Annotated in this window: 11 protein-coding genes; 3 read left to right on the forward strand and 8 right to left on the reverse strand. The window is 42.9% G+C overall.

All coding sequences use genetic code 11. The features are described from left to right. Window positions 1-982: YifB family Mg chelatase-like AAA ATPase (locus tag AAEY78_RS11060; RefSeq protein WP_352339399.1), on the reverse strand; the 982-nt coding region annotated here is incomplete at its 3' end. Window positions 983-1,223: 241 nt separating this feature from the next. Here AAEY78_RS11060 and hemN point away from each other — a divergent pair. Then, complete coding sequence (hemN, locus tag AAEY78_RS11065) at window positions 1,224-2,768, forward strand: oxygen-independent coproporphyrinogen III oxidase (RefSeq protein WP_352339400.1); 1,545 nt, start codon at window positions 1,224-1,226, stop codon at window positions 2,766-2,768. Between the two features lie 139 nt (window positions 2,769-2,907). Here hemN and AAEY78_RS11070 read toward each other — a convergent pair whose 3' ends face one another. The 5 genes from AAEY78_RS11070 to AAEY78_RS11090 all read right to left on the reverse strand — a co-directional run bounded on the left by AAEY78_RS11070 (window position 2,908) and on the right by AAEY78_RS11090 (window position 8,519). Then, window positions 2,908-4,368: an esterase-like activity of phytase family protein gene (locus AAEY78_RS11070; RefSeq protein WP_352339401.1), complete on the reverse strand. Its 1,461-nt coding sequence runs from the start codon at window positions 4,366-4,368 to the stop codon at window positions 2,908-2,910. 196 nt (window positions 4,369-4,564) lie between these two features. Further along, window positions 4,565-5,992, reverse strand: a complete 1,428-nt coding sequence (locus AAEY78_RS11075) for an esterase-like activity of phytase family protein (protein WP_352339402.1) — start codon at window positions 5,990-5,992, stop codon at window positions 4,565-4,567. Between the two features lie 236 nt (window positions 5,993-6,228). After that, complete coding sequence (locus tag AAEY78_RS11080; protein WP_502943749.1) at window positions 6,229-7,068, reverse strand: SPFH domain-containing protein; 840 nt, start codon at window positions 7,066-7,068, stop codon at window positions 6,229-6,231. A 140-nt stretch (window positions 7,069-7,208) separates the two neighbouring features. After that, entirely contained in the window at window positions 7,209-7,712 is a 504-nt protein-coding gene (locus tag AAEY78_RS11085) for an NfeD family protein (protein ID WP_352339404.1), read from the reverse strand. A 270-nt stretch (window positions 7,713-7,982) separates the two neighbouring features. Continuing rightward, window positions 7,983-8,519, reverse strand: coding sequence for a porin family protein (locus AAEY78_RS11090; protein ID WP_352339405.1), 537 nt, complete (start codon window positions 8,517-8,519; stop codon window positions 7,983-7,985). Window positions 8,520-8,873: 354 nt separating this feature from the next. Here AAEY78_RS11090 and AAEY78_RS11095 point away from each other — a divergent pair, with 354 nt between their 5' ends. Both AAEY78_RS11095 and AAEY78_RS11100 read left to right on the forward strand, forming a co-directional pair. Then, window positions 8,874-10,127: an 8-amino-7-oxononanoate synthase gene (locus AAEY78_RS11095; protein ID WP_352339406.1), complete on the forward strand. Its 1,254-nt coding sequence runs from the start codon at window positions 8,874-8,876 to the stop codon at window positions 10,125-10,127. Further along, entirely contained in the window at window positions 10,124-10,930 is an 807-nt protein-coding gene (locus AAEY78_RS11100) for a methyltransferase domain-containing protein (RefSeq protein ID WP_352339407.1), read from the forward strand. Before AAEY78_RS11095 ends, AAEY78_RS11100 begins: the two co-directional genes overlap by 4 nt. A 76-nt stretch (window positions 10,931-11,006) precedes the next feature. Here AAEY78_RS11100 and dnaK read toward each other — a convergent pair whose 3' ends face one another. Together dnaK and grpE are read right to left on the reverse strand one after the other, a co-directional pair. Beyond that, entirely contained in the window at window positions 11,007-12,956 is a 1,950-nt protein-coding gene (gene dnaK, locus AAEY78_RS11105; protein WP_352339408.1) for a molecular chaperone DnaK, read from the reverse strand. A 260-nt stretch (window positions 12,957-13,216) separates the two neighbouring features. Next, window positions 13,217-13,822, reverse strand: a complete 606-nt coding sequence (gene grpE, locus AAEY78_RS11110; protein ID WP_352339409.1) for a nucleotide exchange factor GrpE — start codon at window positions 13,820-13,822, stop codon at window positions 13,217-13,219. Between the last annotated feature and the right edge of the window lie 12 nt (window positions 13,823-13,834).

The following is a 13,834-nucleotide window of genomic DNA, read 5'->3' on the forward strand; positions in this document are numbered from 1 at the left end:
TAACAGAGAATCTAAGGCTGAAGATAGATTTTTGACATCTATTCTTGGAATTTGACATTAATTGTTGGAATTGACAGCCGCCACCCACCAGCGCGACTGCCGATATGGTGTGATGCACCTGCCGAAAAGGGCGCGTGCCGTAGTCATAATCGCTGTCGGCGACCGAATAAGTACTGGCAACTTCTAACGCATCTTCCGCGCTCAAATCCGGCAAAATGGTTGGCAAGCGTGAAGCCATTAGAGTCTTGCCAGAGCCAGGCGGTCCGGTAAATAACAATGAATGTCCACCAGCAGCCGCAATTTCTAGCGCCCTTCTGGCATGATGCTGACCTTTAACATCGGCTAAGTCTACGCGATAACTGGCACTCGGTTGCAAGCAATTTAATGGTATAACCGGCAACTGATCTTCTAGCGAACCGTCAGGATGCGCAAGTGCTTGTAGGTGGGAGCAGACGTCTTTGAGACTTTGCGCGGCTAATACCGTTACGCCTTCAACCCGACTCGCTTCGCTGCCATTATCTATCGGTACAATTAGTTGTCGTAACGGTGCGCTGGTTTCCTTTTTTAGCCCATCTTTTTTTAGCGATTCGGCTTTGATTGCGCGTGCTACCGCAAGGCTACCTGTGACTTGACGCAGCGCGCCATTGAGTGCCAACTCTCCGATAAACTCAAATGCCGATAACACATCAGGCTCAAGCTGGCCACTTGCCGCCAAAATACCAATGGCGATTGGCAAATCAAGGCGCGCCCCATCTTTGGGTAAATCAGCAGGGGCTAAGTTAATCGTTAGCCGTCGATTGGGGAATTGAAAGCCTGAATTCAAAATCGCTGAGCGCACCCGATCTTTACTTTCGCGCACCGCTGCGGCTGGCAAGCCGACAATCGTTAGTGCTGGCAACCCTTGCGATAAATGCACTTCAATAATAACTTGCGGCGCGTGTAAACCAACGACAGAACGGGTATAAACTTGAGCAAACGACATATCAGCTTCTTATTATAAAATAAGAACGATAATAGACTACTCTTTATAAGTGCGCAAATGTCGTATTTTATCCAACAGTAAGGATTAAAACAGGAACGCGATAATAAATGAAAAATTCGTTAACCTCCACACTCAAAGCATGGATTTGTTATAATCAAAGACAATATATCGCTCATAATCACCTATACTAATCGGGCAATTAGCACGATTAGTATAATGCCGTTCACTAAAAGGAAGTTGTATGACCCATCATTCACATCAACCTGACGGCACTGCCGCCCCACTGTCGCCTAATGAACAGCCCACAACGATACGCCCATTAGTAGAAAAGGTTAGCCCTTACGCAGCACCACGCGGCTCGCTTGGTAATAAACAGTTGGCAGCATTTGATGAAGCGCTGATTCATAAATACAGCCGCTCAGGACCACGCTATACCTCTTATCCTACGGCATTAGAATTTATGCCTATCGCAGACGGACTTGAAGCAAAAATCTTGCAAAACCGTGAAGCGCGCGTACCATTATCGTTATATTTTCATATCCCGTTTTGTCGGCATTTATGCTATTACTGCGCTTGTAATAAAATTATTACTAAAAAAAATAGTGACTCAGGCGATTATCTAGAATATTTAATGGCTGAGATTAAGCATAAGCGTAGTCTACTGCCTACTCTAGAAGATGGTAAAAATCCACTTGTTAAACAGCTACATTTAGGCGGTGGTACGCCAACGTTTTTACGTGATGAAGAGCTGGTGCAACTGTGGGATTTTCTACAAACCCAGTTCGAATTTTTACCTGAAGATGAAGGCGATTATTCTATTGAAATCGATCCGCGCGAGCTTGGTGACAACACTCTACAAACCTTACGTCAATTGGGCTTTAATCGCATCAGCTTGGGCGTACAAGATTTAGAGGAAGCGGTACAAATTGCGGTGAATCGGGTGCATTCAGCAGAAATGATTGCCGCTATCTTAGATGAAGCACGAGCATTGGGTTTTCATTCCATTAATATTGACTTGATTTATGGCTTACCGCATCAGACGCCAGCAACTTTAGACAATACCGTGCGCCGCATTATTGAAATGTCACCCGATCGTCTCTCTGTCTTTAACTACGCGCATCTACCGGAGCGCTTTAAAGCCCAACGCCAAATCAAAGATGAAGATTTGCCCACGCCAGCCGCCAAACTTACGATGCTAGGCAATACTATCAATACCTTGACCGCAGCAGGTTATCAATATATTGGTATCGACCATTTTGCCAAGCCTGATGATGAGCTTGCTGTGGCGCAGCGCGAAGGCAAGCTGCACCGTAACTTTCAAGGTTATACCATTATGGGTGATTGTGATTTATTAGGCTTTGGGGTGTCGGCAATCAGTCATATCACTAATGCTAATAGCCGTTATATCCTGCAGAATGATACCGATTTACAGGTGTATCAAGACACAATTAACGCCATTACTAAGAACCCTAAGCTGATGCCAGCGGTCAAAGTTATCAAAACGTCTATTAAAGATCGTCTCCGCGAATATGTCATCATGAACCTGCTCTGTCATGATTATATTGACTTTAAAGACCTTAACCAAAAATTTGGTATCGATGCCGTTACTTATTTTATTGATGAGATTCAAGCTTTAGGCGACATGCAGCAAGACAAACTGGTAGATATGGATGTCGCTGGTATTCGGGTATTGCCAAAAGGGCGTTTATTGGGGCGCAATGTGGCTATGGTCTTCGATGAATATTTGGAGAAAAAACACCAACATCGTTTTTCACAAGTGATTTAATCGTTTTTCACAAGTGATTTAATCGCTTTATATCGTTAAAACATTTTTCCAATACCTTCAAAGTATCTTTAAAACATCACTAAAAAAGACCTCTACTATGAGGTCTTTTTTAATTTGAAAAACATAAATAGCTGCTGATTTATTGTTTGGGTTTCACAATATATAAGCGCCCAATATCCTGCATGCGCCCTTCTTTATCCAAGTATTTTTGGCGCAATTTATTCTCTTGCGTTTCTACCGAAAAATCATCGTCGTTCAATAGCCCAAGCGTGCCATCTTGACGTAGCCATAAGCCTTCTAACTTATCATGTGGATACTTTAATTCTTTTACCGCATCAAACACCAACTGCTTGGCAACGGGCTTGATACCAAGCTGGGCAAGTTTGCGCCAAGCATCGGATTCTTCAGCGACATACTGCTCAAGCGTTTGCTTATTGATAAGTATCCCGGTATTTGGGTCACGCTGGATACTGTTTTTAGCAGTATTATTATTAACGGCGATACTCTCAATATCGGTGGCATTGGTAAGGTTTATTTTATAGATATGCTTTTGTGATTTTGATTCTTGTAACGGCAAGTCGCCATCGCGCTCAATCACATAAAACTCATGGTTATTAATAGCAACGATAGCGGAGTTGGCATTGCCCGCGCGTTGTTGTTGATAGAGATACTGCTTCACCTCTCCGCTACGCAGATTGATACTGACAATACGGGTCAAGGTACTGTCACGCCCTGATTTATCGGGATTGTCCATCGACGACTGCATGATACCTATTAAGGTAGTTTGGTCAGGGGTGATGGTCAGACCTTCCATGCCGCGATTGGCACGGCGTTTGGCAAATTCCGCCGGTAGCAGTACCTGCTTACCATTAACAACGACAGTATTGCGCGTGTCTTTGGCAAAGGCATTGATGCGTTGCATTTCTACGCCCTCGCTATTGTAATGCACGATATGCGGGCCATACTCATCACTGACCCAAAACGTACCGTCTTTTAGCGCCGCCAGCCCTTCGGCATCCAAGCCATTGGGATCGGTTTTGCTAGGGTTACTGCTGGCATCATAAGGACGACTGCTATCGACGGTGATGAGCTTGGCTGCACTGTCATACGCCAGCTCATTGGTGCCGCCCATTGCTTTCGGATTGGGCAAGCCATTGATCAATTTACCGCTCCGGTCTTTTAATAATATTTGCTTAATCAGCTTTATCTCGCCCGCTGCTGTTAGCTCAAATAAGCCAATCCGCGGGGTATAATCTGGCGTTAAAAACTGCTTCCCTTTCCCTTCACTGCCGTTAAAGTCGGCATTCGGTCCACGATCAGTCAGCGCATAAAATTGATTGGCATGAGTAGGATGCGCTGCGGCATCTGAGCCAAAACCACCATTATGGATACTGATTTTTTTACCATTATCAGCAAGCGGTAAACGAGTATCTAAAATGCTATAGGGCAGCGCGGTGCCTTGGGTAAAGTTTAGCGGCTGTACTGCCTCATTATTTTTAGCTTGTAAGCTTTGGCTGCTTGCTAAACCACAGATAAAAAACGCTAATGCTGCGTACGTAAATTGCTTACCCGTTTTTACTTTTGCTCTTATTATGGTCATTATTACTCTCAATCATAAACCAAATGGCTCAAAAAAAGCGATGCTATATCGCAATCAACACACTATCCAATCCTGCACGATAGTACAGACGGTTTGGGTAGTGTAGCGACGGTTTATGACAGTAATAAGAAAGAGATAATCAGGATAAGACAAAAAATAAGACAGCTATAAAAATACTGAGAGCTAAGATTAAAGCTTACTTTATAGGCTTCACTGTTTCAGGCATGACAATATACAGTCGATTGGCATCTTCTATGGTTTTTTTACTGTCCAAATACTTTTGCTCAAGGGCATTGCTACCATCCGCCATGGTGACATCGGTTATGGCAAAATCATCATCATTTAACAAGCCCAGCGAGCCATCTTGTCTAAGCCACAAGCCTTCTAATTTATCATGTGGATAATCTAAAGATTTAAGAACGTCAACTACGAGAGTTTTAGAGATGGGTTTAATATTTAGCTTTTCAAGCGCCTGCCAATTCTCATTATTCTTACTAACAAACTGCTCTAAAGTATCGCCATTGACAGTCAAGCCGACCACCAATTCTTGTTTTAATTGATAATTATTTTGGCTGGTCTCGCGAATCGCTGAAATGTCAGTAGCCGCATTTATATCCATTTTATAAATATGTTTTTGCGCCTGTTTATCTTGCATGGGAAATTTGCGGTCATGTTCAATCACATAAAACTCATGACCATTAATAGCCGTGATGCCAGATACAACATGCTGCGTGCTATTGAGTCGATATAGATACTGGGAAATCTGCCCAGTAAGCAAGTTTATCGCAATAATACGAGTTAAGCTTGAGCCGCGCCCTGACTTATCCGGATTGTCCATCGATGACTCCATTACGCCAACCAACGTGCTTTGGTCAGGGGTGATGGTCAAACTTTCCATACCGCGATTGGCGCGGCGATTTATAAATTCTGTCGGCAGTACTATCGGTTTGCCATTAATAATGACATTGCCCATAACATTGCTTATAACATTGTTACGTACATCATTTGCAAAGGGATTAATACGTCCAATTTCCACACCATCAGCATTATAATGGACAAGGTGCGGACCATATTCATCGCTCACCCAAAAGCTGCCGTCTTGTAACGCCGCTAAGCCTTCAGGGTCTAAGCCATTAATATCATTGTCAATCGGATTAGTAACCTCATCAAACGGTAGGTTAGGATGCACAGTCATTACATTACCTTGAGCATCATAAGGGACTTCATGAGTACCGCCAAATGCTTTTGGATTGGGCAGCCCAGAGATAGGCTTACCGTTTGCATCTTTAAGCAGAATTTCTTTAATCTTGGTAATCTGCCCATTATTTTGCAGCTCAAACAGCCCAATACGCGGCGTATAACTAGGCAATAAAAATCGTTTTCCCGCGCCAGCACTGCCGACAAAATCAGCATTAGGTCCACGGTCGGTGAGCACATAAAACTGCTTAGGGTTAGTTGGATGGGCAGCAGCGTCTGAACCAAAACCGCCATTTCTAATTTCTAGTTTTCTATCAGGGTATGCAGCATTGATAGACTGATTATCCAACACGTTAAATGGCAAAGGGCTGCCTTGAATAAAGTTATCAATAGTTATAATTTTTTCTTTTAGAGTAGTTTTTGGCATTTTTAATTTCCTAAATGAATATATTTTTGTGTTTTAGACAGTAGCTACTAGCAAAACCATACCTGAATAAAAATTCTATGAAGTAGGGTTTTGTTACCTATTTATCGCTTAAAATTCAACTAAAAAAATGATCAAAAAAATAGCCAGCGCAAAGGATGCTTACTGGCTACTATTTGTTAAGGATTAGTCGTTATTCTTACTGCTTATTTTATAGTCTAAAGCTGAGCTTCCTGTAACTATACTTTCAACTTATCACCGACCATGCCCTTAATTGTACTTAAAATATCGGCTGGCAACACCACCATTTTGGCATTATCCGATTCCGCCAATTGACGAATCGCTTTAATGTATTGCTCACCCAATAAGTAAACAATAGGCATCTCCTCTGTTCCCATCGCAGCGGTAATCAGACGAATAGATTCTTCTGACCCTTTCGCCAGCACCACTTGCGCTTCAGCATCACGGCGTGAGGCTTCCAAACGACCATCCGCCTGTAGGATAGCCGCTTGCTTTTGACCATCAGCACGGGTCACGGTCGCACGGCGCAGACGCTCTGCTGCTGCCTGCTCTTCCATGGACGCTTGCATGGTGGCTGAGGGATTAATATCTTGGATTTCAACAGTTTTTAAAGTGATACCCCAATCCGAAATATCTTCAGATATCGCGTGCTTTAGCTTGGCTTTAATCTCATCACGGCTCGATAATGCGCTGTCTAAATCCATCTCACCAATGATGGAACGCAAAGAGGTCTGTACCAAATTACGAATGCCATAAGCATAATCTTCGATACCATAGACAGCTTTATCCGGTCGCACGATATTAATATACGCCACAGCATTGGCGACAATCACCACGTTATCACGGGTAATCACTTCTTGCGACGGAATATCAAGTACGATATCTTTGGTAGTGACTTTATAAGCGACCTTATCGACAAAGGGAATGATCAAGTTTAAACCCGGCTCTAAGGTTTGGCTATATTTACCCAAACGCTGCACAATCCATTTATAGCCTTGCGGTACGATACGTACGCCCTTTAATACCGTAAAGACAATTAAAACAATCAGTACAACCATAATAATGCTCAAGCCATCTAGGCTATTGATAATGCTATTCATGCAGCTCTCCTTAAATCATGATAATAAATAACGTTAAACGAGCACGGCTAATTTTTTTACGTATTATTTTTATGGTTTTATATTGAATGTATAACGTTCTAGAGGTTATCTAAACGATTAACAGCGGGCACTGCCATGCGTTTAGGACGTTCAACAACCAGCTCATTACCGATAATATCCGTTACCACCACGCGGTCACCAATCTCAATGCCCTCATCCTTGCTACGGCAAAACCATTCATCAGCGCCAACAATAGGCACGCTAAAGCGCACCCGCCCGAGCATATCGACTTGGGGCTTGGCGACAATCATCCCCGTCTCCCCAATGATGACTGAACCACCGAGACCGGCTTTAGTACGATCGACCGATAACGGCTTGATGTACTTGACCCAAGCAAACATAAAAATAACAGCCAGCGTTAGCCACAGTAGTACTTGCCATAATAATGATATCGGTAGCAACCAAGATACGGCAGCAACCACAATGGCAGCGGCACCAAACCAAAGGCTAGCAAACGTCGGCACAAACATCTCAACCAGTATCAGCAAAAAACCCAACACCAGCCAATGCCACGGCTCAATCATATAAAGTGTCTCAACCATTGTCGTCTTCTCCGCTGCTTACTTATGATTTAATGTAGCACACTTCTATCGGCATTATCCGTCTAAAGTACCATCGGCTCACAGTGATTGAAGCTGTTATATAGGTCAATAACTTATTTATTAGCACCTAACAACGAGTCGAAAAAATTTAATAATATCAACAATATAATATTTCACGACAAAAAAAACGACCACCTTAGGTGATCGTTTTTTTATTAACGTTGATGATTTACGATAAATAGGTCTTAAGCCAAATCATCTAGTGAGCACTTAGAATTTCAAGTGCGCGCCAACTGTCATTAGATCCAAGTCACTACCTAATTTGTCGTATTCAGCTTCGATACCGAAGTTAGGGTTCACTGAGTAGCCTAAACCAACACCACCAGCAAGGCTAGTATCTTTATCAGTACCATTATTTAGACCTAGATTGGTATTAGAAGCTTCAATCTCAGTTCTTGCGACACCCAATTTACCTTTGGCATATAAGCCGGTATTTGGGAATGCATAACGGTAAGTACCGTAGGCGCCGAATGCTTTAGCGTTGATATCACCGCCTCTGTAGTTAGCATCATCAGAACCTACAAACTCGCCTTCTACACCGAAATTAGGATCGAAGTTATAGCCGCCATAAACACCGTAAGCTGTTGGGTCACTAGCACCGTCAGCATCTATGTTAAATTGACCAACTTTTACGCCAACATATGGTTGACCAGTGTAACCATTACCATAAGTTACGGCAGCTTGTGCGCCTACACTTAATAAAGAACCAGCTACTAGAGCAAGTAGAGTTTTTTGGAATGTTTTCATTTCTCTCTCCTTAAAATTAATTGCGACAAACAAGTTATTTAATTGTGTTTGTTATTATATCTATGCTATCAATTTCATAATCTTCATAGATATTTTTACAGTCATATCGCCTTGTTTGCTAACGATGAGTACATAGTAACAAAGTATGTCATTCACACTGTCAGTGTTTAATAGTACCTTAGTTAAGTTTTGCAAGTATTTATCAGCCACCAAGAAACAAAGCGCAGTTAATGAAATTATTTGTTACAAATACTTGATTTGTGCAATAATCCCTACGCAATCTGGGTTTAATTTATACCTAGCTCTATTATCTGTATCAAATTATCGTGTTAAATGCCAAAAAGGAAGCTGTACATGGCAATCTCCATCATTGAGAAACTCGAGACGTCTCTGCAAGCCCTTAAAGAGCACCAGCAATATCGTGACTTGCCTATCCTGAACCATCAAGGACGTCATGTCATTTATCAAGGTAAGACCTTAGTTAATATTGCCAGCAATGACTATTTAGGTTTGGGCTGCGATGCCGAGCTACAGACAGATTTTTTACAACAAATACAAGGCTTGCCAATAACGCAATTGCCAAAAATGAGCGCGACGTCTTCACGGTTATTGACGGGTAATGATGAGCAATTGCAAGCGCTTGAGTGTGAATTGCAAGATTGGTATCAAGCGGCAATGGCATTAACTAACCCGCTAGACTTAGCGAAAAAATCAGTAACGCCAAAGACTGCTCTTGTAATGAACAGTGGCTATCATGCCAATATCGGTATTCTACCAGCGCTAACTGCATTGCCTATCAAAACGCTTATTCTCGCGGATAAACTGGTGCATGCCAGTATCATCGATGGTATACGGCTGAGCCAAACCAAGCTATGCAGTTATCGCCGCTATCGACACAATGATTATCAACAGTTAGCTATGATGATTGAACAAGCGCCAGCAGATATTGAGCGCATTATCATTGTCACCGAAAGTATTTTTAGTATGGACGGTGACCGTGCTGACCTTGTGCAATTGGTGCAGCTAAAAGCACATGATAATCGCATTGAGCTGTACGTCGATGAAGCGCACGCGGTAGGTATTCTTGGCAATCAAGGCTTAGGACTGGCAGAAGAGACGCACACATTAGCAGATATTGATTACTTGGTCGGTACATTTGGCAAAGCTTTTGCGTCCGTTGGGGCTTATATTCTATGCGATGAAGCAGTTCGGCAATGGCTGATTAATCACATGCGCCCGCTGATTTTTAGTACCGCATTACCACCGATGAATCATGCCTGGACACGCTTTATTTTAGCAAAAATGCCGCAGCTTAATGATAAGCGCAAACATTTAGCATCGATATCGTTGCAGCTTAGTCAAGCGATTGACCAACAATATAGGGCATCGTCAAACACGCTACAAGTAGGCTACCAATCACCAATTATTCCTTATGTTTTAGGCGATAATACGCGTACGGTGGCAAAAGCAAAGCAGCTGCAATCGGCTGGATTTTACGCGCTGCCTATTAGACCGCCTACTGTACCTGCCAATACAGCGCGTATTCGGCTGGTTATGAATGCAGCGTTGACCCATGATGATTGCCAACGGTTAATAACCCATTTATGAAAAATACTGCACACTCCGCTGATTTAAGTCATAGAAAACAACGTATCGCCCACCACTTTGCACAGGCGAGCGATTATGACCACCATGCCAGTATTCAGCAGCAAGTTTGTGAGTTATTGCTGACGAGGATTGCGCATACTTATCAAGACAGTGTGCTAGAGGTTGGCGCAGGCACGGGGCAGATGACACGGTTGCTAGCCGAAAACATCCAAAGTAAGCATTGGGTTATTAATGAATTAGCAGGCAGGCAGTCGCCCATTTTACAAGCCATTTTTCCAGCTGCAAAAATAATGATTGGAGATGCTGAACAGCTAGACTTGAGCTCTAATCACAGTTTAATTATCAGTGCCAATGCCGTGCAGTGGTTTGATAATCCATTGAGCTTTATTCAACAATCGTACGAGCGCCTAGCATCAGGTGGGCAACTATTGTTTAACACTTTTACGCCCAATAATTTTTTGCAAATTAAGGCATTAACTGGGCAAGGTTTAGCTTATCCAACTATGAATAAATGGCGATTGGCTTTAGAAAAATCAGGCTTTAAGCAAATAACACTTTCAACCCATCGTTTTGATCTGCCTTTTTCCAAACCATATGCCGTGCTCAAACATATGCAGTTAACGGGCGTTTCTACCAATCAAACAGCAACATCTTCAAATGACACGCCCTTCAAGTGGACAAAAGCGCGTCTACAACAGTTCGAACGCGAATATTGGCAACAGTTTGCCGCAAAAAATGCAAAAGGTGAACTTTGCGTCAACTTAACGTATGACGTGCTGATTATTAACGCTGTTAAGCCCTAGCATTTCATAATACTAGACGCACAAAAAAACGCACCTCGAAAGGTGCGTTTTTTATTAAGCAAATAAGTCAGAAAGCTTATTTTTTATCGTCGTTCACTTCAGTGAATTCAGCGTCAACCACGTCATCATCGGCAGCATTGTTCTGATTTCCGCCTGCGCCTGCAGCCGCATCTTGGAACATACTTGGATCCATACCTTCTGGACCTGTGCCTGCATCAGCGTAGATTTTTTGGCTGACTGGTAAGAAAGCATTGTCTAACGCTTCAAGCTTCGCTTTGATATCGTCATGATCGTCTTCTTTCGCTGCAGTTTCTAGCTCAGAGATTGCCGCTTCTACTGAAGATTTTTCATCGTCAGATACTTTATCAGCCGCATCTTTTAACGCTTTTTGTACTGCATGGATACGACCATCTGCTTCGTTACGCACTTGCGCTAGATTGGCAAATTTCTCGTCTTCAGCCGCATTGGCTTCAGCATCACGAATCATTTGTTCAACTTCTTCGTCCGACAAACCAGAATCCGCTTTAATTTGGATACTTTGTGCTTTGCCAGTACCTTTATCTGTCGCTGAGATGTTCATGATACCGTCAGCGTTAATGTCAAAGCTCACTTCAATTTGTGGCAGACCACGTGGTGCTGGTGGAATGTCCGTTAAGTCAAAACGACCAAGCTGTTTATTTTGGTTCGCAATTTTACGCTCGCCTTGATACACCTGAATACTAACTGCTGGTTGGTTATCTTCAGCGGTTGAGAATACTTGTGATTTCTTAGTCGGAATCATAGTATTTTTTTCAATGATTGGCGTCAAGATGCCGCCCATGGTTTCAATACCAAGGGTTAACGGGGTCACGTCAAGTAGCAATACGTCAGTTTTCTCACCAGACAATACCGCACCTTGAATCGCTGCGCCTGCTGCGACTGCTTCGTCAGGGTTCACGTCTTTACGTGGCTCTTGACCGAAGAACTCTTGTACTTTTTGCTGTACTAAAGGCATACGAGTCTGACCACCAACCAAGATAACATCGTTGATGTCGCTTGCTTTTAGACCAGCATCTTCAAGGGCAATCTTACAAGGACCCATGGTACGCTGAACCAATTCTTCCGTTAGGCTCTCAAGTTTTGAGCGACTGATGGTAACTACCAAATGCTTAGGACCACTGCTGTCAGCGGTGATATATGGCAAGTTTACTTCTGTGCTTTGAGCACTTGATAACTCAATTTTTGCTTTTTCTGCCGCTTCTTTTAGACGCTGCATCGCAAGAGAGTCACCTTTTAGGTTAACGTCTTGCTCTTTTTTGAATTCAGTTACTAAGAAGTCAATCAATGCTGAGTCAAAATCTTCGCCGCCAAGGAACGTATCACCATTGGTCGCCAATACTTCAAACTGTTGCTCGCCATCAACGTCAGCAATCTCAATGATTGATACGTCAAATGTACCACCGCCCAAGTCATAAACCGCAACAACGCTATCGCCTTGTTTTTTGTCCATGCCATAAGCCAATGCCGCAGCGGTTGGTTCGTTGATGATACGTTTTACATCAAGACCAGCGATTTTACCAGCATCTTTAGTGGCTTGACGCTGTGAGTCGTTAAAATAAGCAGGAACGGTAACAACCGCTTCAGTAACCGCTTCACCAAGATAATCTTCAGCGGTTTTTTTCATTTTTTTCAAGATCTCAGCAGAAACCTGTGGTGGTGCCAATTTTTTACCGTTGATTTCTACCCACGCATCGCCGTTGTCAGCTTTAGCGATTTTGTATGGCACCATACCGATGTCTTTTTGCACGACTTTGTCATCAAAACGACGACCGATAAGACGCTTGATAGCAAATAAGGTGTTGTTTGGGTTGGTCACTGCTTGACGCTTGGCAGACTGACCGACCAATACTTCGTCATCTTTATACGCAACAATCGATGGTGTGGTACGGGTACCTTCAGCATTTTCAATGATTTTAACTTTGTCGCCTTCCATTACCGCAACACATGAGTTGGTTGTACCTAGGTCGATACCAATAACTTTACCCATAATTTATTCTCCAAATTTATTCTAAGTGGCTTATATTGCTTACGTTTAGATTCGTTAAACTGGTGTAGCTTAGGAAACTATTTAAGCTAGGGATAGCAGACCATTGCTGGTCAGTTGTAGCCTTATATCGGACTACATCACAAATTTTTCAAGTCATAGTCAAAGTAAATATCTCAATTTGTGTGACTTTTTGTGAATACCCACATTTTATATAGGGATTAATGACCAGTAATTAATGACCAGTAATAACTGAACAACAATTACTGACCAACGCGCACCATAGCGGGGCGTAATAGACGACCGTTTAAGCTATAGCCTTTTTGCAGTACCGTGCCCACGGTATTGGCGGCAGCTTCTGGGTCGATGCCCACCGCTTCATGGAAATCAGCGTCAAATGCTTCGCCTTCTGGATCAACAACAGCAACACCGTTTTTATTTAAAATAGATAATAGTGCTTTGTGAGTCAGGGTCACGCCTTCAGCAACTGGGTCGTTGGCGTCGGCATTTTCAATGGCACGCTCTAAATTATCGACCACTTCTAACAGCTCTTTGGCGAATTTTTGCAAGGCATATTTCTTGCTTTTATCCGCCTCTTGTTCGATACGTTTTTGCGCATTATAAGTTTCGGCATTGGCACGCGCAGTATGCTCTTTTGCTTGTTTAACTTCTTCTTCAAGCTCAGCGATACGAGTTTCAAAGGCGTGAATATCGATTTCACTATCGATAGTTTCCTCATTACCTGAATTCACTTCTGGATTAAATTCATCCAGCGTTTCTGCTAATACGCTGCTGTCACGGTCAATATTGCTTTGTGCCGCTTTTGGGTCTTGGGTGTCAAATTCGTGGTTTGGGGCTTGTTCGCTCATGATAATTCCTTA

The sequence above is a fragment of the Psychrobacter sp. 16-MNA-CIBAN-0192 genome (genome assembly GCF_040309565.1).
Taxonomy (GTDB): domain Bacteria; phylum Pseudomonadota; class Gammaproteobacteria; order Pseudomonadales; family Moraxellaceae; genus Psychrobacter.